General features: G+C 48.5%; 21 protein-coding genes. 9 read left to right on the forward strand and 12 right to left on the reverse strand.

The window, feature by feature from the left end:
• Positions 1-112: 112 nt before the first annotated feature.
• The 4 genes from B9N89_RS11125 to B9N89_RS11140 all read right to left on the reverse strand — a co-directional run bounded on the left by B9N89_RS11125 (position 113) and on the right by B9N89_RS11140 (position 4,403).
• A complete protein-coding gene (locus B9N89_RS11125; RefSeq protein ID WP_132318431.1) occupies positions 113-2,302 on the reverse strand; it encodes a hypothetical protein in 2,190 nt (729 codons plus the stop codon).
• The gene (locus tag B9N89_RS11130; protein WP_132318429.1) at positions 2,299-2,739 is read right to left on the reverse strand and encodes a hypothetical protein; all 441 of its coding nucleotides are present in this window, start codon (positions 2,737-2,739) and stop codon (positions 2,299-2,301) included. Before B9N89_RS11130 ends, B9N89_RS11125 begins: the two co-directional genes overlap by 4 nt.
• A 193-nt stretch (positions 2,740-2,932) precedes the next feature.
• Positions 2,933-3,547, reverse strand: coding sequence for a hypothetical protein (locus B9N89_RS11135; RefSeq protein WP_132318426.1), 615 nt, complete (start codon positions 3,545-3,547; stop codon positions 2,933-2,935).
• Positions 3,522-4,403 carry a GGDEF domain-containing protein gene (locus B9N89_RS11140; protein ID WP_132318424.1) on the reverse strand — a complete coding sequence of 294 codons (882 nt, stop codon included), beginning with the start codon at positions 4,401-4,403 and terminating at the stop codon, positions 3,522-3,524. Before B9N89_RS11140 ends, B9N89_RS11135 begins: the two co-directional genes overlap by 26 nt.
• 244 nt (positions 4,404-4,647) lie before the next feature.
• Between B9N89_RS11140 and B9N89_RS11145 the strand changes: the two genes are divergently transcribed.
• The 4 genes from B9N89_RS11145 to B9N89_RS11160 all read left to right on the forward strand — a co-directional run bounded on the left by B9N89_RS11145 (position 4,648) and on the right by B9N89_RS11160 (position 9,637).
• Complete coding sequence (locus tag B9N89_RS11145; RefSeq protein ID WP_132318422.1) at positions 4,648-5,988, forward strand: UDP-glucose dehydrogenase family protein; 1,341 nt, start codon at positions 4,648-4,650, stop codon at positions 5,986-5,988.
• 42 nt (positions 5,989-6,030) lie between these two features.
• Positions 6,031-6,690, forward strand: coding sequence for a hypothetical protein (locus B9N89_RS11150; protein ID WP_132318420.1), 660 nt, complete (start codon positions 6,031-6,033; stop codon positions 6,688-6,690).
• 121 nt (positions 6,691-6,811) lie between these two features.
• Complete coding sequence (locus B9N89_RS11155; protein ID WP_132318418.1) at positions 6,812-8,245, forward strand: dihydrolipoyl dehydrogenase family protein; 1,434 nt, start codon at positions 6,812-6,814, stop codon at positions 8,243-8,245.
• Positions 8,246-8,374: 129 nt separating this feature from the next.
• Positions 8,375-9,637: a DNA recombination protein RmuC gene (locus B9N89_RS11160; RefSeq protein WP_132318416.1), complete on the forward strand. Its 1,263-nt coding sequence runs from the start codon at positions 8,375-8,377 to the stop codon at positions 9,635-9,637.
• On the opposite strand, the gene xseB is transcribed toward B9N89_RS11160, so the two are convergent.
• Together xseB and xseA are read right to left on the reverse strand one after the other, a co-directional pair.
• Positions 9,629-9,832 carry an exodeoxyribonuclease VII small subunit gene (gene xseB, locus B9N89_RS11165; RefSeq protein WP_132318414.1) on the reverse strand — a complete coding sequence of 68 codons (204 nt, stop codon included), beginning with the start codon at positions 9,830-9,832 and terminating at the stop codon, positions 9,629-9,631. The genes B9N89_RS11160 and xseB overlap by 9 nt on opposite strands.
• A gap of 4 nt (positions 9,833-9,836) precedes the next feature.
• Entirely contained in the window at positions 9,837-11,540 is a 1,704-nt protein-coding gene (gene xseA / locus B9N89_RS11170) for an exodeoxyribonuclease VII large subunit (RefSeq protein WP_132318412.1), read from the reverse strand.
• Between the two features lie 127 nt (positions 11,541-11,667).
• On the opposite strand from xseA, the gene B9N89_RS11175 reads away from it, so the two are divergent.
• The 3 genes from B9N89_RS11175 to B9N89_RS11185 are packed head-to-tail and all read left to right on the forward strand — an operon-like array spanning position 11,668 to position 14,466.
• Entirely contained in the window at positions 11,668-12,090 is a 423-nt protein-coding gene (locus B9N89_RS11175) for a hypothetical protein (protein ID WP_132318410.1), read from the forward strand.
• Positions 12,091-12,103: 13 nt separating this feature from the next.
• The gene (locus B9N89_RS11180) at positions 12,104-13,492 is read left to right on the forward strand and encodes a dynamin family protein (RefSeq protein ID WP_132318408.1); all 1,389 of its coding nucleotides are present in this window, start codon (positions 12,104-12,106) and stop codon (positions 13,490-13,492) included.
• Positions 13,493-13,506: 14 nt separating this feature from the next.
• The gene (locus B9N89_RS11185; RefSeq protein WP_132318406.1) at positions 13,507-14,466 is read left to right on the forward strand and encodes an endonuclease/exonuclease/phosphatase family protein; all 960 of its coding nucleotides are present in this window, start codon (positions 13,507-13,509) and stop codon (positions 14,464-14,466) included.
• Positions 14,467-14,470: 4 nt separating this feature from the next.
• On the opposite strand, the gene B9N89_RS11190 is transcribed toward B9N89_RS11185, so the two are convergent.
• Entirely contained in the window at positions 14,471-15,154 is a 684-nt protein-coding gene (locus tag B9N89_RS11190) for a ferredoxin--NADP reductase (protein ID WP_132318404.1), read from the reverse strand.
• A gap of 66 nt (positions 15,155-15,220) precedes the next feature.
• A complete protein-coding gene (locus B9N89_RS11195) occupies positions 15,221-15,811 on the reverse strand; it encodes a hypothetical protein (protein WP_132318402.1) in 591 nt (196 codons plus the stop codon).
• 177 nt (positions 15,812-15,988) lie between these two features.
• On the opposite strand from B9N89_RS11195, the gene gap reads away from it, so the two are divergent.
• Together gap and B9N89_RS11205 are read left to right on the forward strand one after the other, a co-directional pair.
• Complete coding sequence (gene gap / locus B9N89_RS11200; protein WP_132318400.1) at positions 15,989-16,984, forward strand: type I glyceraldehyde-3-phosphate dehydrogenase; 996 nt, start codon at positions 15,989-15,991, stop codon at positions 16,982-16,984.
• Between the two features lie 216 nt (positions 16,985-17,200).
• Complete coding sequence (locus tag B9N89_RS11205) at positions 17,201-17,611, forward strand: pentapeptide repeat-containing protein (RefSeq protein ID WP_132318398.1); 411 nt, start codon at positions 17,201-17,203, stop codon at positions 17,609-17,611.
• 95 nt (positions 17,612-17,706) lie between these two features.
• Here B9N89_RS11205 and B9N89_RS11210 read toward each other — a convergent pair whose 3' ends face one another.
• The 4 genes from B9N89_RS11210 to coaE all read right to left on the reverse strand — a co-directional run bounded on the left by B9N89_RS11210 (position 17,707) and on the right by coaE (position 23,021).
• Positions 17,707-18,405, reverse strand: coding sequence for a hypothetical protein (locus tag B9N89_RS11210; RefSeq protein ID WP_132318396.1), 699 nt, complete (start codon positions 18,403-18,405; stop codon positions 17,707-17,709).
• Positions 18,402-19,499 (reverse strand): conjugal transfer protein TraF, encoded by a 1,098-nt coding sequence (gene traF, locus B9N89_RS11215; protein ID WP_132318394.1) that lies wholly within the window; start codon positions 19,497-19,499, stop codon positions 18,402-18,404. Before traF ends, B9N89_RS11210 begins: the two co-directional genes overlap by 4 nt.
• Positions 19,500-20,002: 503 nt before the next feature.
• Positions 20,003-22,396: a DEAD/DEAH box helicase gene (locus B9N89_RS11220; protein ID WP_132318391.1), complete on the reverse strand. Its 2,394-nt coding sequence runs from the start codon at positions 22,394-22,396 to the stop codon at positions 20,003-20,005.
• The gene (gene coaE / locus B9N89_RS11225) at positions 22,386-23,021 is read right to left on the reverse strand and encodes a dephospho-CoA kinase (protein WP_132318389.1); all 636 of its coding nucleotides are present in this window, start codon (positions 23,019-23,021) and stop codon (positions 22,386-22,388) included. Before coaE ends, B9N89_RS11220 begins: the two co-directional genes overlap by 11 nt.
• Positions 23,022-23,066 lie beyond the last annotated feature (45 nt).

Here is a 23,066-nt window from a genome sequence, read left to right on the forward strand (position 1 = left end):
CTCGTTCAAGGAGACTATCGACGGGCCCTTAGATAAATTAAAATATTATTTATTTACTAAATAATATTAAGCGCTTACTCAGCAGTTACGCGAACCCTTGACCAGCCAGTCACTAAATTCGCTGGGCGTGCCAAGTCGCTTCTTCCTGAAAGAGCTTGCTCACGTCCTTGGCCCCCGGATGGGCGAAGTTGAGAGCGCCCTCAAAGGTGCTGGCAGCGAGCTCGTAAAGCTTGGCCTCCATGAGGCGACCACCTAAGGTCTTATGCCATTCAAACTTGATATTTTCCGATAAATCATGAGGAATAGTCATGCTCACCAGATTACGAAGCTCGTCCTCACTGATGCGGATCGGTCTTCTGATTCTTAGATAGTGGTACAGCCAGTGATCAAATGGTTTCAGCTTTTTAAAGGAGCTAAACCCAGCGAGATAGTCGCGGATGTCCTTCTGTGGAAGGTTTGTATCGGAAGCAATAAGCAGGCGAAGCTCAAGTTGCCGAGCTGCTGAGAAGCCGACAAAAGATGACTCTTGAAAGTTTTCCAGATGTTTTAGCAGTTCATCATCAGACTTGGCATCTCCAAGCCAAGCATGAAGATCAGCAACCAATTGGGCAAGCCAATAGTCTTCTAGAAAGCGAATCTTGGCGACGTCAAGCTCCTGCTCTGAGATAAACTGGCGAACAGACTTCTGATCGTTCGAGCGAATCATTTCTTTTACCCGCCGAAGTTTGATCGAATAAGTAACCCTTTGATTCTTAGGTTCAAGGGCCAAGCGCCAATCCCAGTAAGTGTCGTGGCTCCAAGAGGCTGGCCAACGCCAGCTTGGAAAAATCTCTTTGTTCTTGAATTGTCTTAGAAGGGCCTTGCTATGAGGGCAGGTGTCCTGTAATACGCCAGGATATCGAAACAGGGCCTCTGAGTATTGACCTGAGTATCGCTGATGTTGGTCTTGAGATTTGATGTGGCTTAACCAGTCTTCAATGACTGCCCGAGGAGCCTTGTCAATGACATCGGTCCAAGGCTTGCCGGCATAAATTTTAGCGACGCTTTCATAGCCATAGCGCTTTAAGAGATATCGAATGAGGGATCCCGCGGTTCGGTAGGCTCGTGCTCCGGACTCTGTCCAGAACAGTGGGCTAAACAGCCTCTCGACGTCAGGTAACTTATTTTGCTTCAGTAACGTAAAAACACTTCCATCGAGGCTTATGCTGCGCTCCTGAGGGGCAAGAGCCACAGCAAAGCCTTCTGTGAATGCCATGTTCGGATGAAAACCCAAGCCATAGAAGGCTTGGTCTGATGCCATCGCATGCACCAGCTCGTGGCGTAAAGTGGGGTGAGGCCAGCTGCTGAGGTTGATGTGGATCGACGGAGTGATCACATCGGTGATATCTGTTCCGCCGCCGCCGAAAATGAGTTTTTTATCTTGCTGAGAACGATAGACGAACACGTAAACGTGGGGAGCTGATGGAAAATACTGCCTCAAATCTTGGGTGTGGAAAAGGCTTTGTTGGTGGATCGATTGAACCATCTCCCTTTGCCTACTATTTAGTTCTGCAGGGAAGTGAAGGCTATGGTGGGGGCCTTCCATGATTTGAGGAAGGTCTCGCTTGAGGGCACCTAGGCCGTGACCTTGGCTGGGAAACTGCTCGAAGCTAATATTGATGCTCGCTATAAGAGCTAGAAGAGAGAGAGTTATTTTTTTATCGATCTTGGTAGCACACAGGCTCCAGGCGATAAGTCCCATGGCACCATGGAGGCTCCGTTTGACGATGATCCCCGCATCGATGGGAAGCCACGTGTCGTAAATAGGGCCATGGAAAACTCCATATAGCAGGCTGGTGCTTCGTTTTTGGGGAAGATACCAAATTTCCCAAAGGGGCCAAACGATCGTGCAAAGACCTAAGGCCAGGTAGAGAATGATTTTCTGACGGCTTTTCATCCCCTGGCATTGTTCGAAAATCGAGAGGAAGCCCCAATGTACAAACCATGCAGGCACAGTTACAAGCAGCAACCAAAGCGCGATTTCCCTTGGTTCACAGAGGCAGGCCTGCACCAAGCGCCACGTGAAAGCTGGTAGGAGCATCACGAAAAGGCCAGTGAGCACCGTCCATGGAGGAGCTGCAAGAAGCCATTGCCGGGACTTGGGCCAAAGCCCCCCGAGCCACGCTATGACGCCTAACAAGAGGCAGAGGCTCATCGCATATTCGTATTCAAGATTGCGATTGATAGAGATTAGGAAAGGAAACAAGCCTAAGCCCAGATAACACAGATGCTGGAGCATTAGGCGCAAGGTGATGGAATTCATAGAGTCTCAAAAAAAGATCGCTTCCGGCTGCCTTGGGGGCAAAGCGCGGCAAGCTTTCTCCTGTTTTTTTGAATGTTAAACGCAAAGTCAGGGTTTCGAAAGCTGGCTTTCGAGTCTGACAAGCTTATATAAGCATGTTCCAGGCTCTTGAACAAATCCGTAATTCTCCATGTGAGTAAACACTCACCGGGAGCCAGAGCAATGTTGCCATTGCCACGGCTGGCTTCGAAATCAAGAAAGTGATCCAGAGTCTCCTCACAGCCGAGCAACTCCACCACAAGCTTGAGTTGACTCAGCTTGTGATCGATGATTGCTGCGGTTTCGGACTTGTAAACACTGGCTCGGTAATAGTTGAGCTGTTGGAAAATATCAGACTGAATATCCCGGCAAAGTTCCACGAGCTCCTGAGCAATATCAAAATTGTCAAATCTAGCCATGCTGCCCCCTCTAGCTGCATGATGCGTAAAATTGGCTTAACGATCTAATGGTATTGTACCAGGGGTCCCGTAATCGCTGTCAAATCCTTGCCAGTAAAGGACTTTGGGGGATTTGATATAGGATGCTAAAAAACATCAGTCCTTCTTGGTCCTTGCAAGAACCAAGAAATGAAGATGAAAGTGTCCCGCGATATTATTCTTGGGCATCATTCCATGACATGCGAACTTTGGCATCAGGATTGGTAATAAGCAGTACTTTGGCAGATTGGTTGACCAATTGTTGCGTCGAGGAGCCGCCAGCAGGGCTATCGAAGATGACAAGATATTCTTGGGTCCAGAGGTTGACAGCGGGGAAGTAGGCCTTCCATCGCTCTTTGCGGGAAAGCTTTTTGACAAGAACTGGGGAGTAACTTTGATCCCCTTCTTTTAGAATGATATTCCAAAGGTTTTGATCCCTGAGGTCCTCGCGCTCATCGTTGGCGACGTAAAGCGAAATAAAAAACCCAGTTTTTGCCGAGGCTTCAGAAAGAATAGGTGTAGGATCTTCAAATAAGGTCTTATGCCGATCTGCGATCGCCTGGCGAAAGTCAGCAGACAGGTGTGTTGCATGTATGACGTATTTGGTTTCGAAGTTCTCAATCACCTCGTACTGATTGGTAGCCTCGTGATAAACGTCATCATAGCGGATGTCTTCAGCGATGGACGGGTTGATCTCAACCTCTTCGTCCAGGCTTGTCAGGCATGAGCTGAGGCTGAGCCCTAAAAGAATGGCAAATGATAGCCTAGATCGTAACCTGGTTGCGGCCATTGGTTTTTGATTGATAGAGTTTCTTATCAGCATCTTCGAGCAAATCCTTCGGTGACGACATACTGGGGTTGAGCTGGGAAACACCTAGAGAAATCGTTTGCTTGATCGCATGACCTTCGGTCTCAAACGAATGAGACTCGCAGGTGGTACGAATCCGTTCTGCAAGTTCGTACGCGGTTTTCGCATCTGTCGCAGGCAAGAGGATGACAAACTCCTCGCCTCCAAAGCGGCAAAATATATCGTCCTTGCGGATAATTGATTTCACGAGATTTGCAGCTTCTTTCAAGATGAAATCACCCACATTATGCCCGTAGGTATCATTGACTTTCTTAAAGAAATCTAAGTCGAAGTAGATTAGTGACAGGGGGCGGCTGTAGGTGCGACTGAATTTAAATTCAGATTCCAAGGCTTCAATCAGATATTTCTTATTGAATGTCTGGGTACCGCCATCAATGGTTGCCATGCGATAGATCTTATCATGGAAAACATTTTCAACATTACCTTGAGCGAAGAACTTGAACACAATGTTGCCTAGGCGGATAATATCGCCATCTCGGAGGGAGTATGCTGTGGAGATCTTCTCATCATTGACATAGGTGCCATTGGAACTACCCAGATCGGCTATTGATATAGAGTCTCCGACAGCCGTGCATTGGGCGTGATTTCGCGACACACTCTGCTCATTGATCACGATCTGAACATTGGGTGAACGGCCGACGACCATTTCTTTTTGGTCCAGCACGTAGCGCTTACCTAAATTAGTTCCGCTATACTGAACGAAACACGCGGGAGACTTTTTCGGTGGATTGAATATACTAGCACCGGGGTCTGCGATAACGGTCTTATCATCAGCCATCTTGCTCTTTCACCCGTTCGTTAGTTGTCTTTGATTGTTATCTTTTCAGAGGATACCATTTTGCCCTGGTCACTGCAATCGCTTGCGTGCCGGAAAGCCTTTTTATCCAATTCCCTTGTAAGTCCTAGTTATTTGCTACATACCTAAAAGACAACCGTCTTTTTAGAGATTTAATTGCAAGGGCTACCTCAGAGAGGTATAGAGAGTCTATTGAGAAGAGCGAATCGCTCAGAAAGGAAGTTTCATGCGCGTTGTAATGGTTGGTACTGGCTATGTTGGCTTGGTTTCCGGAACTTGTTTGTCGGAAGTTGGTCATAATGTCGCATGTGTGGACCTGAATGAGGAAAAAATCAAGCTCCTCAAGGACGGCACCTCGCCAATCTACGAACCAGGGTTGGAAAACCTCATCCGGCGCAACATGGAGCACGACCGGCTTACATTTACCACCAGGATCAGCGAAGTTTTAGGTAACGCTGATGTAGCATTTATTGCGGTTGGTACCCCTGAGGGGGAAGACGGCTCGGCAGACGTTCGCTATGTGGAAGCCGTAGCTGAATCCATCGGCAAGCTGGTTGAGCGTAATCTCATGGTTGTTGTGAAATCGACGGTTCCCGTGGGAACTTGCGATCTGGTTGAGGAAACGATTCAGAAGCAGCTGGCCCAGCGTCAGTCAAATGTGAAAGTTACTGTCGCTTCTAATCCAGAGTTTTTGAAAGAAGGTGATGCCATTGGCGACTTTATGAAGCCTGATCGCATTATCGTTGGCCTAAACGATCCAGAAGGCCAGGCTGTTTTTAGAGACCTCTACGGACCGTTTGTACTTGATGATCAAGGCAAGCTCCTGTTTATGGATCGCCGATCGAGTGAGCTAACAAAATACGGCGCGAACTCGATGCTCGCGACACGTATCTCTTTTATGAACGAGCTATCCCTTCTATGTGAAAGACTGGGTGCGGATATCGATAAGGTTCGCCAGGGAATTGGCACTGACCCTCGCATTGGCAAAAAGTTCCTTTATGCTGGCCCTGGGTATGGCGGCTCATGCTTCCCGAAAGATGTAGCAGCACTTCTTAAGACGGGAGAAAAGAACGCGGTCGAACTCGAAGTCCTTAACGCAGTAACCCGAGCGAACGTTGCCCAGAAGAATCGAGCTGCAGATAAGATTATTGCCCACTTCAAAGACTTGAACGGCAAGCGAATCGCCGTGTGGGGGCTTGCATTTAAGCCCGGCACCGACGATGTTCGAGAAGCGCCTGCAAAAACCATCATTCAAAAACTTTTGGATCAAGGTGCCTATGTGGTTGCCCATGACCCCCAGGGGCAAGGTAATTTTGCGCGGGAGTTTGGTGATCATGAGCGACTTGTTTATGCGGACTCATCTTACGAAGCTCTCCGAGGTGCGGATGCGATGGTGCTTGTTACCGAGTGGAGCGAGTATCGGCGTCCCAACTGGGATAAGGCAGCTGATATGATGGCTGGCAAAGTTGTTTTCGATCTGCGCAATCAGTACCAATCACAGGAATTACACGATCGCGGCTACCACTACGAATGTATGGGGCGCCCCGATTCTAAACTTCTATCGTAGACCAAAAGGGGCCTTGATGGCCCTTGTTCCAGAAAGGACGCTATGAAGTCTCGTCACAGCAAAGCTCTTAAGGTATCTCTTCTTGTGTTGGTTCTTGGCTCATTGCCCATCCTCTATCTTGCAAAGCAATACCAGGAAAATGTTGTCCTCGATGTCACTAAGTTTGGCGTCGTTCCAAACTTCCAGATGATGTTCGAAAACAACCCTAAAGGGATGACTCATTTCGATACAGAGCGACATAGCACCGTCGTTTTGCTCACTGAAGATGGTTGTCAGGCGACGTGTCCCGAGCTTGTGACACAAATGCAGCAAATTAGAGATTACTACGATCAAAACCTAAAAGGTGATGTGACCGACCCAAATACACCCCTATCGGTACGATTTGTGGTGCAGTCGAAGGGCGGTTATGAAGGCTTTCCATCAGATTGGGACCATGCCTTAATGGATGAGGAAACAGCCTTTCTGGTTCCTGACGTAAAAAAAGATGGGCCATTTCCAGCCTTCGTTCTCATTGATGACGCCAGTTTTTACAGGGGTTTTGTCCCTAGCAATGATCCCATGCTTCTTGAAAAGCTCAGCACCGAGCTAACGAGGATGACCTCCAGCCAGTTTTTGATGCACTATGTAACCAAACAGACTTTAATGTGGAATAAAGTCAAGGGGCGTGATCTGAAGAACGAGGACGCTAGCTCAAAGATGTAGCTGCTCCCAGGCAAGCCAAACTTGTCGTATTGACGTGGAATGGGCACCTGTTGCCCCTTGCCGCAGCACTCAAGCCCCTATGTTATAGTAGATGAAACTGTTGATCATGTGAGGTCTTGGGATGAGTGATACGTATAATCTTGTTGTTATTGGCGCCGGTTCAGGGGGCTTGATCAGCTCCTTAATTGGGGCAGCTGTAAAGGCTAAAGTTGCTCTCATTGAAAAAAATAAGATGGGTGGTGACTGTCTTAATTATGGCTGTGTACCCTCGAAGGCCATCATTAAATCTGCGCGATTTGTTCAAGAAATCAAACGACACAAAGACTACGGGATAAAAGAAGCAAGCTTCGAACTTGATTTTTCTGAAGTGATGGAGCGAGTCCAAGACAAGATCAAACGGATTGAGCCTCACGATAGTGTGGAGCGCTATACCAGTTTGGGAGTTGAGTGCTTCCAGGGTGAAGCTGAGATCATTGATGCTCATACGGTGAAAGTGGGCGACAAGGTTCTCAAGACGAAGAATATTGTTCTTGCAATGGGTGCCTCGCCGTTCGTGCCGCCGATCAAAAATATTGATTCCGTTGAGTACCTAACTTCAGAAAATCTGTGGGACATTCGTGAATTGCCCAAGCGTCTTGTGATCTTGGGTGGTGGGCCGATTGGCTGTGAAATGGCACAAGCCTTCAATCGGCTCGGTTCCGAGGTGACCCAAGTTGAGATGGCTGATCGCATTCTGCCCCGAGAAGACGATGATATTGCGAAATTCGTGATTGATCGCATGAGAGAGGAAGGGGTTCAGATTCTACACAAAACCGCAGCAAAAGAAGTCACTCAAGAGAATGGCGAGAATCTACTTCTCTGTGATGCACCGGGCGGTCAGAAGAAGATTCCCTTTGATAAAATACTCATCGCAGTGGGTCGAAAAGCGAATACCCAAGGAGTTGATTGGCAAAGGCTTGGGATTGATTTAAACCCCAACGGTACCATCAAAGTCGATGAATACCTTCGGTCTACCAAAAAGAACATTTACGCCTGTGGTGATATCGCCGGACCTTATCAGTTTACCCATGTGGCTTCTCATCAAGCCTGGTATTGCTCGGTCAACGCCCTATTTTCTCCGTTTAAAAAGTTTAAAGTGGATTACCGGGTGATTTCTTGGGTGACCTTTACCGACCCTGAGATTGCCCAAGTAGGGATGAACGAAAAGGCCGCGAAAGAGGCGGGCGTCCCCTACGAAGTTTACACCTATGACATGACCGAATTGGACCGTGCGATCACAGAGTCAGAAGACTACGGAATGATCAAAGTTCTTACCAAACCGGGAACCGATAAAATCATCGGGGCGACGATTGTCTCTCACCTCGCTGGTGAATTGATTGGCGAGTTTGTGACAGCCATGAAGTATAATATCGGACTCAATAAGATCCTAGGCACCATTCACGCTTATCCTACGTTTATCGAAGCCAACAAAGGGGTCGCTGGTGTCTGGAAGAGAGCTACAGCTCCTCAATGGGCGCTATCAATTCTCGAAAAGTTTCATAAGATGCGTCGGTAAGGGTTTGCTTTGTTGGCATGACACACTAGGGCATCGCTTTCTTGAACTTGAAAAACCGGGGACCCAGAGATGGGTCGAGAGCCCGGTTTTTTTTTGATATAAGGAAAGTTCACTGACGATGAGGAGTTCATGGAGCTTTTACTTGGCCTTTGTTTAGGCATCTTGCTTAGTTTGTGCGTCTTTTTGATATATTTGAGGCGAAAGGATCAAGCCATTGCAATGCTCCAGCAGGAGCGGGACAGCCTCGATGCGGAGCTTGTTGTGGAAAAAAAACTCCACGAAGAGCGCAAGGCTATGTTTGCCTCTTTGGAAGAGCGCCTGAATCAATCGTTTAAATCCATATCGAGCGATGTTTTAAGCAACAGCAACCGCGGCTTTATGCAGCTGGCTGAGTCTGTGCTTTCTAAATATGAAGAAAAAGCGGTGCAGCGCTTTGATAATAAAGAAGATGCCATCGGGAAGCTCATTGAACCGATCCATAAGTCCCTCGATCATTTTAACGATCATGTCCATGCTATCGAAAAGCAACGAATGGTTGCCTACCAAAGTGTCAAGGAGCAGATCGATTCTCTAAAAGATGCCCATCAGTCATTGATGACAGAAACCAGTCGCCTCGCTGGTGCGTTAAAGTCTCCGACAGCCCGAGGCCGGTGGGGTGAGGTGCAGCTTAGAAGAGTTGTAGAGCTAGCAGGGATGCTGGCTCACTGCGATTTTATGGAGCAGGCATCCTTGGATGCGGACCAAAAACGCCTCCGGCCTGATATGCTGGTTCAGCTACCGGGAGAAAGGCTTATCGCCGTCGATGCGAAAGTGCCTTTGCAAGCCTATCTGGAAGCGATGGAGGAACAGGACTACGATCGCCGCAAAGCTTACTTGAGCAAGCATGCTCAGCAGGTGAAGCGTCAGATCATGGATCTCTCTAAGAAGTCCTATTGGTCTGCTTTTGAAGGCTCTCCAGAATTTGTCATTCTGTTTCTGCCTGGAGAATCGTTCTTTGCAGCAGCGCTGGAAGCAGATTCCAGTTTGATTGAACTTGGCGCTGAGCAAAGGGTAGTGGTCGCTACGCCGACGACTTTGATTGCCCTCCTGAGGACGGTAGCCTTGGCCTGGCGTCAGGAGACTCTTGCGGCCAATTCCAAGCATATTGCTCGCTTGGGTAAAGATCTACATCAAAGGGTCTGCGACTTTTCTTATCATATGGCCGACATGGGTAAACATCTGAAGAACAGTGTCGGTTCTTACAATAAAGCTGTGGGTACCTTGGAAACGCGGCTGCTAGTAACGACTCGCAAATTTAAGAGCTTGGGAATTGAAGAGGGGAAGAAAGAGGCAGCTGAAGTTCTGCCTTTGGATGTGGATACGCGTCCCCTCACTGATCCGTCTCTATTCTGAGCCATCATACTTAGCGTGTAGGTCTTCGACTTTGGCTTTGGTTTGCTGTAGACGGTCACGCATGAGCTGGATAAGTTCGTAGCCTCGCTCGACCTTGTTGACCATTTGGTCTAGGTCTAGGTCTGGTGAGGACATCTCTTTGACGATGCCTTCTACCTCTTCAAGCATGGTTTGATACTTCAAAGATTCTTTCATAATTCTATATGTCCTTTTCAATGGATTGAATAGTCAGATGCAGCCTGCCATCGAGCAGCCTGGTTTGGAGCGGCTGGCTCTGGTCGAGGTCAGAGATGCGTTTAATTTGCTTTTGGTTTTGAACGAGCTGAGTCCAGCCTTGTTTGAGCCAAGGCGTGGGGTCCTTGGCTACCATAAACGTATAATGTTGCTGGAGCATTTGCTCTTGGCGATTGATCGAGTCGAAAGCCTTGATCTTGAGCTTGCCCTGACTTTGATCGATACCCCTCTCTAGGGTGTTTATATAGCTGTTAATGCGCTCTCGCAGCGAAAATCGCACTTGCTGAGCAAACTGCTGATGACGCGCTACATGCTTTTGGCTCAACATGGCCAGTGAGCGAGCCTGCTGGTTGAGCTTGGCCTCCACGCTTTGGGTCGAGCGGTGGTACTGAGCCTGGATTTGGCTTGACATATAGGTGATATGTTCCGACATCTGGCTCAGATAGCCTTGGCTAAAGGAGCGCAGCGATTCTGAAAGCTGGATCTGCTGCTGGGCTTTTTGATTCAGGATCTCTGTGGCAAGACCGAGAAGCCGTTGGGAGCCTTGTTGCAGTCGTTCATTGGCTGTAGCAAAGCACGATAGGATAAAGTCTGCGGCCGCTGTCGGAGTCTTTTCCCGCCTAAATGCAATTTCCTCAGCGATACAAATATCATCGTGGTGACCAATAGCTGCAACAATAGGGGTGTCGCTATGGGCAACGGCCATAGCGATACCACGATCATCGAACCACCTTAGATCAGCGTTACTGCCGCCTCCGCGGGTGATGACAATGTAGTCACAGCTCATCTGCTCCAGGCGTTTTATCCCTTGGATAACCGCCTCAACAGTTTTCTCGCCCTGCATTTGAGATGGGATAAAGGCAACCTGGCCAGGGAATCCGTAGGCTCGCAATTGGTCGAGAAAATCGCTTTTGGCTCGGGAACCTTCTGCACTGAGGAGGCCTATCTTAAATGGAAATATGGAGCCTTCTAGCTGTTTGTTCTTGCGATCAAGGCCTTGGCTTCGGAGCTCCTTAAGAAGCTTCTCCCTGGCGAGCGCTAGAGCGCCTTTGGTGAAGTTAGGATCGATGTCCAGAATGTTGAGGCTAATGGAACCGCGATCCTTGTAAAAACCCACCTGGACCAAAGCCCTAATCTTCATGCCCTCCTGAAGTATATCATCGAGGGACTCTTTGAGCTTGCGGTTGAGGGCCTCTTGAGTGGAACGCCATAGAGTAGCATTCACGGTCATAGTTGCAGATTTAGAAGCGCCTTCTTTAAAGTCAGCGAGCTGCAAATAGGTACCGGTGTGCCGCCTGCTCAGGCTTTGGATCTCGCCTATCACCCATTCAGCTCTAGGAAAGCCCTGTTGTATGTGAAGATGGACCCGGGTCATCAGCTCGGAAATAGATAAACCGTCTACCTTAACAGAGCCCGGTTCGTCAGCCGAAACAGGAGCTTTTGGCTGTGGCTGTTTGTTCTGGTGAGGGCTTTGGATTTTAAGTGGGCCTCCCCCGACACGCTTGCAAAGGGCCTTGATTTCAGTCAAAGCGGCGTCGTTGATAGGGATCGCCCAAACCTTGTCGCCACCTTGGAAGCGTCCACCGCAGGATTTTATAATGTCTTTGTATGGGTAAGTCTTACCAGAAACTATAATTATATCATCGACTTGTCTGTAGTAGATCGCCAACTTTGCCTCCTATGGAGCCCAGGCTAACCTTTGGCTTGGGGCTTGTCAACGACAGCCGTTCCTAGCTGGTCTTTCCAGAGGTTTCCCCTTAGAATGGAGGCAGACAATGCCAAGAGGAGCAATTGCAATGGATCAGCAAGACCTAAAAGACTTCATCCGCGAACTTATAATTGAAGAGTTTAGCCCTGAGCCCGTCGAGCTTGCTCAAAAATGGCAGGGTGGCTCGATTCTTTTGCAGCCAGGTAACGAGACTCAGGGGAAAGAAATTCCCATGGACGTATTTTTGCGCAAGGTTCTTGCGGTACGAGATGCTCTTCGAGTTTTGGAGCAGAAGCTAAATGGTAGCGGTAGCCTGACAGCGGAAGAAAAAGCCTCCTTTCATGGTTATATCACCAAGGCCTATGGTGCTCTGACCACCTTTAATGTGCTTTTTAAAGACGGTAAAGATAAGTTTGTCGGCTCCGGCGGCGGAGGTAAGGGGGCAGCCGGAAAAAAAGAAAAGATGACATTGACGGAGGCAAAGGCTAAGTTGGGACTCAATGAGTACTGATTGAGCGGAACCCATGAACTACAAAGAAAATTACTACGAATCTCTCCGGCGCGAGCTGGTGGCTGTGGTCGAGCAAAAGATGAGCCCTGTGGCGCTCAAGTATGGCTATAGCCAAACAGGGCTGGAAGAGAAGATTAAATGGCGACCCGTTGTCCTGCTCCTTGGAAACTATTCATCAGGGAAGTCGACGCTGATCAACGAACTCCTGGGGCAGCCCGTTCAAAAAACGGGCCAGGCACCTACTGATGATTCCTTCACGGTCATCACATATAATGAGGACGATGAGCGCGAGGATCGTGACGGTATGGTGCTGCTCAACGATCCCGAGTTTCCATTTTCATCACTTAAAAAACAAGGCAAACGCTTTGCTTCGCACTTCAAGCTAAAAAAGGTCAAGTCTCCATTTTTAGAAAGCCTAGCTTTGATTGATACTCCTGGGATGCTCGACAGTGTTTCAGAACGGGATCGCGGCTATGACTATCAGGAAGTCATCGGCGAATTTGCAAACATTGCCGACTTGATTTTGATTCTTTTCGATCCTCATAAGGCGGGAACTATCAGAGAAACTTACGAGAGTCTTAGGAAGACAATTCCTAAGTCTACCTATGAAGATCGGGTTTTATTTGTTCTAAACCGGGTGGATGAGTGTGAAAACCTCAACGATCTGCTTCGCGTTTATGGGACTTTATGCTGGAATCTATCTCAGATGACGGGGCGAAAGGATATTCCCCACATTCACTTCACCTACTCCAGTGAGAACGCGAATCCACCAGAGTTTCTAGGGTTGTTGCAAAACCAAAGAGCCGAGCTGAAACAGAATATTTTGAAAGCTCCCAAACACCGCCTTGATCATCTTGCAACCTATATTGAAGATCACAGTGAAAAGCTGAGCCACTTTTTAGAAGCAATCATTCAGTACGGGCGCAAGAAGAGGTTGCTCATGCTTCAACTAACTCTCCTTGGCTTATTGGTTTCGGGGTTGTTTGGAGGGTTGGTTTTTTGGTTGCTTTCCTCGTCTGATTTGAGCGCGAGTCTATCTCGGGAAGCCATCCCGTTTTTAGGATCAGGGGCAGCCTTGGTAAGCTTGATTGCATGGGTTGTGGTCGTGGAAATGTTCTTTGTGAAGCGTTTCTATCGAGCAACCTTAGCTGATCCAGAGGACTTAACGCCGCTCTATGATCAACATCGTCGGGATAATTGGGAGCGGGTTGAAGACAGGGTCAAGGCTTACTTAGAAAAGTCACGGGGGAAAGTCTCGCTTTTTGCCTTGCAACGTGATTTTCGCAGCATCCGGCGCTCAGCAAAAAAAGCGGCCAAGGATGTACGGGCTGCCTTAACGGAGTATAATGGTCTTAAGGCCAATGGTGAAACATTGGTTCTAAGCTCCTCCGATGAGACTTGAGAGGTAAGAGACTCTTGCTTTGGTTTGTACAGCTTGCTGGCTTGCTTCACCGCAAGCTACCAGTGTTTGCTGGGAGTCTTGCCCTTTTGGTCATGACCCTCCTCGGTCAGGGAGGACGCTACCATTGGTTCCTAGATCTATTCAGTCATTTCGCAACGCAGTATTTCATCCTATCCATACTAGCAATAGGCTTATTGCTGGCCAAAGGGCGTCGCGGGCAAGCTGTCTTGCCAGCATCGACCGCATGCCTGATCTTGGTCTTTTGGTGGGTAGGAGAGAGACGGTTTGTAAGAACAGCTGATACCGAGGGATCGAAGCTTTCAGTTTTAGCCATTAACGTCCTTGGAAGAAATCACGACTCGGAAAGTGTTCGTGACTTGATTCAGAAGCAGGATGCTGATCTCGTGATGATGGTCGAGATCAACCATCGTTGGGACAGAGAAACGACGTCATTGGCTAGCATCTACCCCTATCGCTTCACTCATCTGCGCAGTGATAACTTTGGCTTTAAAGTGCTTAGTAAGCATAAGATTAGTAACAAGGAAGTTTTGCACCACAGCCATCTCAAGCTGCCTAGTGCTAAATTTAAATTGGAGTGGCAAGGCCGCGAGCTTCTTATTCTGGGAGCCCACACCATGCCTGCGATGAGTCACAGTCATTGGCTAGCGCGCAACCAGCATCTTGAAAGTCTGGCTGAAGAGTTGAGGCAGGCAGAAGTTCCCGCAATTTTGGTGGGGGATCTGAATATCACCCCATGGTCGCCGGTCTTTCAAAACATATTCCAAGGCTTTAGTTTCGATTTTACCGAAGCTCTGCAAACACCTACCTGGCCAGATTTTATGCCTTTATTATGGATCCCTATTGATCTCTTAGTCGCAACACCCGAGGTATCTTGGGTCAGCCGGAGGATTGCCGAGCCATCGGACATTGGCTCAGACCACCGGCCTGCATATCATGTGATTAAGGTGCCGTAAAGGCCTAGTATCGATCTGTGTGAATCTGGCGATCGTTGATGCCACTATCCGAGAGACTTGTCTTGGCAGCTTGAACCATGTCTGGTGGGCCACAAAGGAAGTAGTGTTGATCTAGTGCCACGTATTGATCGAGATCAGATAGAGCGTGACCCTGCCCTACAGAAGGACCTTTTTGGTCCGCATAGACCTTGAGTGTAAAATGAGGATGTTGAGAACTTAATGTTAAGAAGTCTTCGAGGTAAGGCACCTCCTCTGGGCTCTGGCAACCATAAAGCAAGGTAGTGGCCTGTTGAGTTCGTGGCAAGCGCCAGCGGATCATAGAGCGAAGAGGTGTGATTCCAGATCCCCCAGCGATAAACACGGCTGCAACGTCGTGATCGGGGATCGCAAATCGTCCTGCTGCTGGCGAAATATCAAGGGTGTCTCCGGCCTTTAGGTTCTTGATGGCCTGGGCGGTATCGGGGTCTCCGGCATGAGATACACACAGCTCTAATGTTTGATCGTCGCGAGGTTCTGAGGCGATGGAATAGGGTCGTGTGATAACGGTCTCACCGACCTTATAGTGAGCCATGCAGTACTGGCCAGGGTTTTGGAGATACGAAGACGGTGTCTTCAGTTCTAATAGAGTGTACGGGCCTAGCTCAGCTTTCGAACTAATGGTGGCGATGATAGTCTGTTTTTCTGTCACAAAAGCCTCATATTGCAGGTTTCACGAGGCTTCATGGATAGCATAAAAGGCATGGGTCGGCTAATTCTAAAACATTCGGTTGTCCAGGCTGAAGGTGAGCATGGCTTCGTTGCTAGCAAAATTTTTACCGCTAACCGACTGCCCCCAGTAGGTCTCTGGCGCGCGACTAAGAAAGCTAAGTTCCCGCCTCACAAGGACAAGAGAGAAAAAACTGGTAAGCTGAATGTTCAAGCCGAAGTCATAGCTAGCCCGTGCTGACTCGTTTTGCTGTACCAAGCTCTGCCACTGATTGTAGCCCAAAGCCACACGCATAAAAGGAGAAAACATGTATTCCTGAAAGGGAGCAACTCTCATGTTAGCATCAACCCCGTAGTGTAGATCCTGGGCTCCATCGCTTAGAGAGTCTTGACGAAAGTACTGGAATGATTGCCCCACTTGGAAAAAGGAGCTTAGATGTTGGTAGAAAGCCAGTTGCGTTCCGAAACCCACAGGAGTCATATGAATCCCAATGTCTGCTTCAAAAGTGACAGCCAGTGGCGGGCTGATCGGTTCCTGCCAATATAGTTCGTCTTCGCTTAGCTCTTGGCTGTCGATACCAGAGGATATTTGAGACAAGCTACAGCAAAGGCAAGCTAGGGTGAATCGAATTGCACGCATCTGGGGGCCCTCCAAACTCCTTCGTCTAGGTGCTATTATAACGCCATTTTGTCGGTAAATGGGAGAAAAGTTCATCATTCTTGCTACCAGGTGGGATATCACTCAGTAGCATTTTTCTTGGTCCTCAAGTATAAACAGCGATTGACTATGTATATATCTCGTTTGAAGGAGTAGGACATGACAGTACGGGTCGGAATAAATGGTTTTGGTCGCATTGGGCGAGTCGTTATGAGAGCGGCCCTTCGTCAGGGTGATGTTGAAGTGGCTCATATCAACGACCTAACAGACACAAAAACCCTCGCTCACCTTCTGAAATACGATTCTGTGCACGGTGTTCTTGATGCAGATGTAACAGCAAAAGATGGTGCTATCATTGTCAATGGCAAGGAAATCACTGTGTCTGCCGTACGCGACCCAAAAGAGCTCCCTTGGTCAGAAAAAAATATCGATCTTGTGCTTGAGTGCACAGGTTTATTCACCAAAAGAGAGGACGCTGAGCGTCATATCGCTGCAGGAGCCAAGAAGGTACTTATCTCGGCTCCGGCGAAAGGTGAAGATGTGACTGTTGTCTACGGTGTGAACCACGACAAACTTACCTCGGAACACACTATCGTTTCCAACGGTAGCTGCACCACCAACTGTCTTGCTCCTGTTGCTAAAGTTCTGAACGACAACTGGGGTATCCAGTACGGCCAGATGACAACTGTTCACGCTTACACCAACGATCAGAAGGTATTAGACCTCCCTCATAAAGACCTTCGTCGTGCCCGCGCTGCTGGTTTGAGTATGATCCCAACCTCAACTGGTGCCGCAAAAGCGATCAGTTTGGTTCTTCCGGAGCTTTCTGGAAAGTTAAGCGGAATGGCAGTTCGAGTTCCTACTGCGAACGTCTCCCTAGTTGATTTGACGGTTCATCTGGAGAAAGAAACTTCTGTTGAAGATGTGAACAAGGCTTTGAAAGAGGCTGCTGAGGGCCCACTAAAGGGTGTTCTTGCATTCAGCGATGAGCCTCTTGTCTCCATCGACTACAACGGCACCACCGTATCAAGCACTGTTGATGGGCTTAGCACGATCGTATCCGACGGGAAGATGGTGAAGGTTCTATCTTGGTACGATAATGAGTCAGGCTTCAGCAACCGGATGCTTGACGTTGCGCGCTTGATGGCAAAGTAGGCTAGAAAACAGTACAGCATGAATAGTTCAGAAGCCGTTCCCTTCGGGAGCAGGCTTCTGAATTGGGTTCCCAAAGCAGGCAGGAAACTGCTACTCTATGGGTTATGTGTATTGATTGATCCAAGCCATTATGGTAAACCATGGCGCCTGCCATAGAAAGCGACTCATGGCTTTCCACGGCACCCATAATGGTGGTTATTTTCCCAAGGGGTTCCCATGAGCAAAGGTTCCGACAATTTAGTGACTCTCACCCGGAAAGAGGTTCTTGAACTACTTGCTGAGACCAAAGATCTTAGCGGCAAGGATATGAGGAAAGCTAATCTGATCAAGATAGATTTCTCCGGTTGCGATCTGAGAGATGCTAACTTTTCGTATGCAAATTTGAAGGATGCTAACTTCAGAGATGCTGATATGAGAGGAACGTCTCTCTGGAGTGCAAACTTAGAAGGTGCAGACTTCACGGGCTCTAATCTAGAAGACGCTGACCTCGATTATTCCAAGCTAAGAGGGGCTATCCTCTACCGGGCGAATATTCGAAGGGCTTCTTTGCCTATCGAGCTGATCCCTCGTGAGGATATCATGGCCTCAGTAGAGACAGGCTGCAAGGTTGGCGTAAAGCGCTTCTAAAATCGCCTTTATAATCTGCATACTGGAGGAACGAGACCTGCTTCTGCGCGTCTCGTTTTCTGTGTTAGGTGCGACATTCGTGCTGAATCGGGCTTCTATGCTGCCTCTAAGTAGTTGCGAAGGCGCTCAGCATCCGAACTACCTTCTTGGTTATCTATATCACTTTTGATTTGGCTTACATTGCTAGCTGCGGTAGCCGTTCCATCCTCGGCGGTGTAGCTTGCTAACGCATTTTCCGCACCCACAATGCTGTTGATAATGTCTGAGGCGTTGGACTCACTGAGGTTAGCAGCTAGTTCGTCTGAAGATAAGACTCCGTCGCCATCGGTATCCAGTGCTTTGGTTTGCATTGTCATCAAGGATGTGTAAAACATCGATGCCTTGAACTGGTCTGCAGCAATTTGCTCTGCTAGGGGAATGCTATCCATCAAGGCGACAGCTTCTTGCATGAGCACGATGTTTTCGTTGCTCGCATCAGGAACCACATCAAATAAACCAACGATGCTCGCGATGCCTCCCGAACTCGCCATGGATAGGGCAAAATCCATGGTATCTACTCCAGCTTGTTGAGCTTTGGCTGATGCTAGTAGAGACGTATACTGATAGTTGTTGGGTTCGTCTTGTAGAGCTGTCTCTAAAATACTAATGGCCTTGCTGTAGTTCTGGTCATCCAGAGCGCGTGATGCTTCCTCCGCAGTATCTTTCGAGCTTTCAATCTGCTCAAACGTGTTTGTGCCGCAGCTAACAGCAAAAACAAAATGTAAAACAACCATAGAACTTAATCGAATTCTCATATTCCTGTCACCAATCTTAGATAGAGACGGGTATCTCCGCGACTTCCAGCGAAGGACCCCATTTCCTGGGTGTAGACCCCGATATCGGTGCGGAACACCACTGCGTCGACGAACGCTCCCACTCCGGGGTATCCTTGGTTGATTCCAAATGTCATTCCAAAAAAGTTTGCGAAACTAAGTTCGCCACCGATATGAGTTTTCAGTAGAAAATTGTCGCTTACTTGGTTGCTTAAGTCTCGGACATCAAGAAAGAACTTGAGTCGGCTCAATTTCGTCCCTGTATCGATCGCAGCACCTGCATTGATGGTTTGTGGCAGGCTTCGATCATTGACACCTTCAGTGTCACTGATAAGCTTGAGGCCACCGACGTTCTCGATGGTTAGGCCTAGGCTGAACGGTGAACGGCCGTCCCACTGGAGCATCATGCCCAGGTCTGCCCCTAAACCCGAGTAAGTGCTCTGATTAGCTGAGTCACCTAGCTGATCGGAGATGTTCGACGAGTCGATGACGTTAACCGACACTTCAGAATAGGTTTGTGCCACATATTTGATTGTTGTTCCGACGAGCAAGAATTGATTGAAAAAGCCTTCAGCCATGCTGAAAGTACCTGCAACATTCGTGGTGGAGTCGGCATCGAGAACCTCAACGGCACGGTTTTCTGGAGATTTATAGAGAAGGACATTGTTCGCGCTGCTCACCATGGCTCCCAGAGCTGCTCGTCGGAAAACAATTCCGCTAAAGTTATTAAGTTCCACGTGCTGGTTTTTGCCAACGTGCTCTCGCAAAGTTGATGCGGAATTATCTTCTTCGACCAGATACTTTCTGGCCAAATCTTTGGTGTCGTTAGAAATAACAAGTGTGGGAGAGGCAAATACGGTTTCTTTGTAAAGGCCTTTGCCCCGTGCGAGCCCCGCGGGATTATAGAATATCGCTTCGTGATCGTCTGCTGCCGCAATCCCTGTATCACCGCGACCCAAGTAATAAGCGCTGCGGTAAATACGCGAGCCCTCAATCTCCGAGGCCCAAACTTGTTGGGCTTCTAGGAGGCTAAGAACTCCAAATAATAGCCATGTGCACTCTCTTTTGTTCACCATGAAAACCTTCTTTGGCAACTGCTAAAGGCAGGATCGGTAAAGAGCGCAAGATATTAAAAAATAATTCAGGAATGATAGAGAATCTTAGTATTATCAGGATTTTAGAGGAGAATACAGGGGGGGCCTGTGAGGGTCCCCCAGCTCTAACCACCTAAGGTGAAGTGTAATTCTGTGATGAAATCATTGGATTAGACAGTACATGCGGCAAACAGATTGCCAAAACGAGAAAGGACAAGAAAAGTTGCGGTGGCAGAGCATTTTCTTCATTTTCGATCATCCCATTTACAGTATTACAAAACCCTAAAAGCGGGAGAAAACTGGATCGAATCGAGTGATTCAGGATGACAGAAGAGTTAAATATATCTAAACCAAGCTGTTGTCAATATTACAAATACCTTTTTCTTTCCTTTATAAACAATGTTATGTCTTTGCCAAACGGCCAGTTATATTGGATTTTCTGGAAAACGTCAGAGAGTCAAGATACTTAAGGTGGGCCTACACGCTCAGTGTGGGCTTGGTGGTGGCTGAGTTTTTTTTTCGTTTTTTTCAAGTTCTTCTCGCCGCAGCGATGGTGTTAGTGGTTCTTTCAATATTTCATTTCGTACCAGTAAAGCAGACGAACTAAGATTGGGAATCTTTGCTTGAGAAAGCGACTGTAAGTACGTTGCGGTGCGATACATTATGGCGACAAGGTCTCCTTCGGCAAACTTTTCGTGGCAGACTTTCTGCCGAAGTGCTTGCCACGAGCAGCCTTTGAGCCATTCACTCACGATGTAACCTGCAGCCGGATTGAAGTCTCGAAGAACAGGGTAGTCTCTGCGACTATTGGGTGGATCGTAGAGTTCTTCGAAAAGCTCAATAGGGTAGAATGCTTCAAGGCGCCTCTCAATCATTTTTTTGTCAAAAGGAAATCGATAGTCTTCTGGGCAAGTAGGCTCCTTAAATCGCGCAAGACTTAAGGCAGCCATGAGCTCTGCTGCAGCGAGCAAACGCTCTTCTGAAAGGTTGCCTTCTGAAATCATCGTTGCTACGAGAAGGCCGCCTCCTTGAGGAAAAAAGCGAGCGATGCGACCCAAGTTCGTAAGTGTTTCCTCGTCGTTGAGGCAGTTTAGTTGGTGCAGGTGCACATGAAGTGCTGCCAGTGAGGACTGGTGCTTGGTCACAAGAAAGTGATGACATGGGTTTTGAAACGTGCATGTCGTACAATCTGAAAGCTCCTCCTTTTGATACTTTGCCCACGCAAACGCTGGCGATTTACAGGGTAAGTCGTCGCTCTTCAAATGTTTCCTGAGTGGGTTGATCCTGATGAGCTTAAAGTTGAGCCCACGATGAGCAAATCCCATGAAGCTTTTCTCATAAAATGACTCCATATCCCGCAAGCGATAGCCGCGGCCAATAAGTCCTAAGAAGGTTGTGGGATCATTTTTCAATCGAGACTGACACTCTTCCCTTTTGGTAGAGCCTAGCTTGTAAAAGGATTGAACCGATGGCCAAAGGCTGTAGCCGACGGCATCGCGCCCTCGGCGACCGGCTCGGCCCAACATTTGTAAAACCTCTGACACACTATACTGAGTGAAGCCTCCTTCCCCAGGTCGCCGATAATCTGAAATCACCGTTGCGCGAACTGAAAAATTGATGCCGATGGAAAGGCCCATGGTGGCCGTGCAGAAGCGGAGAGCCCCTTGCTTGACCAATATTTCCACAGCTCGGCGCCCCTGGGGTGCGATCCCTGAATGATGGTAGCCAATGCCATACATGATAAGCATTTTTCTTAGGTTGGCCTTCATAAAGCGCGTTGGCTCGTCCACCTCGCATTCGGTTTCTAGGAGAGTCTTGATGCGTAAGGACTCAGACTTTGGGAGTGGCTCCAGGACTTTGCAGAGTTCCATGGCCATGGTCTCGCAGGCTAGCCTTTGCCCGGAATAGACGATACAAGGTGTCAGCTGCATTGCCTCGACCGACCGTAGGCGCCGAGCTACTTCCTTTTGCTCCAACGGAAACCTTGAGATTTTACTCTGACTCGCCGGTGCAAGCTTTTTGACTTCGTCAGCTAGGAGCCATTGTTCGCGAAAGTAAACCAAGGCTTCTAGTGGCACTGGACGTACTTCAGTCCGAATCAGGCGGCAGGTTCTATGAGTTAACGATTGAATCCATGAGCAAAATTCTTCGGCATTGTCAACTGAGGCTGACAGGAGGAGTAGCTGGCAGTGAGGTGGGGTAAGGATGATCGCCTCCTCCCAGGCACTGCCGCGGCTAGAGTCCTGCATGAAGTGATACTCATCAAAGATAACCAATGAGCGGCCCAGGTCAGGCTCAACGCCTAAGAGTGAATTACGATAGGACTCCAAGGTTGCGACAACTATGGGAGCATCGAGGTTCTCCTTGATATCGCCAGTGGCGATACCTACCTGGTCGACCCCGAACATATCGCTGAACTCGCGAACCTTATCATTGGAAAGGCTTTTTACCGGCGTGGTATATGACGCTCGAAATGAACTTCGCTGGATATTGAGTTTAAAAAACTCTTCCACCACCCGAGTCTTGCCTGCAGTCGTGGGAGCATCGACGACAACATGCTCACCATTTAGCAAGGACTCAAGAGCCTCTTGCTGCCAGGGGTCCATGGGTGGGTTTTCAGGCTTTGGGGTGTGGCGTATGTGTTCAGTCCGAACTTGCCAGTGTTGGAGGCGATCCTCAGTCTTTTGCCGAGCTTTCTTCGTTTGCTCGTAGTCTGCATGGCTCAGCTCTCGAACCCCAGCTGCCGCAGGGCGTACCGATTTCTTAGACTGTTGTCGTAAAATGGATTCCTGGCGATGTTGGCTAGATTTGCCTTTGCCTTTGCCCCTCCGGCGCCGGGAACTTGACTTCGATGATGACGGACGTTTGCTACGACTCATGATTTTGCCTTTTAAGTCCTTGGAGATATGTCTTTACATTTTCTGTTAGTTCTTCCATTGGAAGGTCCGTATCTATTGCAAGGCCTGCCTTTGCGACTTTGTCAGCAACAGGCAATTGAGCAGCAATCATTTTTTCGGCATCTGACTGAGAACAACTATCACGTGTCATCAACCGTTTCATTTGAATATCATGGGGGCAGTGGGCGACCCATACATCATGAAATTGATGCTCACGTCCGATTTCGAAAATCAAAGCGGCTTCATAAAACCAGATCTTGGGAGATGATGTGATACCGGCCTCTGTAAGAGCGACTAAGCCGGCTTGGTGAATGAGAGGGTGAGTAATGGCTTCAAGGCGGCTTCGCGCGTTAGGGTCAGAGGCGATGACACGTCTCATCTCGGCTCTCCTGAGCTGTCCGTCTGCGTCAATCAGTTCGTGGCCAAAGCTTGCTGCAATTTGTTTCAGGCCAGGGCTCCCTGGTGCAACGACCTGTCGAGCGAGTTGGTCAGCATCGACTACGAGGTAGCCCTGGTCACGAATGACCCCAGCCACAGTTGATTTACCACAGGCGATTCCACCGGTTAGTGCGATGCCGTACTGCTTGCATAAGTCTTGATAATCCATGAGATTTCCCAGTGGTGAGCGACGAGGCTAGACTAGCCTATTTTT

Source organism: Pseudobacteriovorax antillogorgiicola, from assembly GCF_900177345.1.
Taxonomy (GTDB): domain Bacteria; phylum Bdellovibrionota_B; class Oligoflexia; order Oligoflexales; family Oligoflexaceae; genus Pseudobacteriovorax; species Pseudobacteriovorax antillogorgiicola.

What these genes read in the sequence shown, in the direction of transcription:
- coaE (WP_132318389.1), bottom strand. Translation starts at nt 23,021, where the DNA reads ATGGATTATCAAGACTTATGCAAGCAGTACGGCATCGCACTAACCGGT.
- xseB (WP_132318414.1), bottom strand. Translation starts at nt 9,832, where the DNA reads ATGAAAGAATCTTTGAAGTATCAAACCATGCTTGAAGAGGTAGAAGGC.
- traF (WP_132318394.1), bottom strand. Translation starts at nt 19,499, where the DNA reads ATGGTGAACAAAAGAGAGTGCACATGGCTATTATTTGGAGTTCTTAGC.
- B9N89_RS11135 (WP_132318426.1), bottom strand. Translation starts at nt 3,547, where the DNA reads ATGGCCGCAACCAGGTTACGATCTAGGCTATCATTTGCCATTCTTTTA.
- gap (WP_132318400.1), top strand. Translation starts at nt 15,989, where the DNA reads ATGACAGTACGGGTCGGAATAAATGGTTTTGGTCGCATTGGGCGAGTC.
- B9N89_RS11180 (WP_132318408.1), top strand. Translation starts at nt 12,104, where the DNA reads ATGAACTACAAAGAAAATTACTACGAATCTCTCCGGCGCGAGCTGGTG.
- B9N89_RS11210 (WP_132318396.1), bottom strand. Translation starts at nt 18,405, where the DNA reads ATGAGAATTCGATTAAGTTCTATGGTTGTTTTACATTTTGTTTTTGCT.
- B9N89_RS11195 (WP_132318402.1), bottom strand. Translation starts at nt 15,811, where the DNA reads ATGCGTGCAATTCGATTCACCCTAGCTTGCCTTTGCTGTAGCTTGTCT.
- B9N89_RS11155 (WP_132318418.1), top strand. Translation starts at nt 6,812, where the DNA reads ATGAGTGATACGTATAATCTTGTTGTTATTGGCGCCGGTTCAGGGGGC.
- B9N89_RS11145 (WP_132318422.1), top strand. Translation starts at nt 4,648, where the DNA reads ATGCGCGTTGTAATGGTTGGTACTGGCTATGTTGGCTTGGTTTCCGGA.
- B9N89_RS11130 (WP_132318429.1), bottom strand. Translation starts at nt 2,739, where the DNA reads ATGGCTAGATTTGACAATTTTGATATTGCTCAGGAGCTCGTGGAACTT.
- B9N89_RS11220 (WP_132318391.1), bottom strand. Translation starts at nt 22,396, where the DNA reads ATGAGTCGTAGCAAACGTCCGTCATCATCGAAGTCAAGTTCCCGGCGC.
- B9N89_RS11125 (WP_132318431.1), bottom strand. Translation starts at nt 2,302, where the DNA reads ATGAATTCCATCACCTTGCGCCTAATGCTCCAGCATCTGTGTTATCTG.
- B9N89_RS11150 (WP_132318420.1), top strand. Translation starts at nt 6,031, where the DNA reads ATGAAGTCTCGTCACAGCAAAGCTCTTAAGGTATCTCTTCTTGTGTTG.
- B9N89_RS11140 (WP_132318424.1), bottom strand. Translation starts at nt 4,403, where the DNA reads ATGGCTGATGATAAGACCGTTATCGCAGACCCCGGTGCTAGTATATTC.
- B9N89_RS11175 (WP_132318410.1), top strand. Translation starts at nt 11,668, where the DNA reads ATGGATCAGCAAGACCTAAAAGACTTCATCCGCGAACTTATAATTGAA.
- B9N89_RS11160 (WP_132318416.1), top strand. Translation starts at nt 8,375, where the DNA reads ATGGAGCTTTTACTTGGCCTTTGTTTAGGCATCTTGCTTAGTTTGTGC.
- B9N89_RS11205 (WP_132318398.1), top strand. Translation starts at nt 17,201, where the DNA reads ATGAGCAAAGGTTCCGACAATTTAGTGACTCTCACCCGGAAAGAGGTT.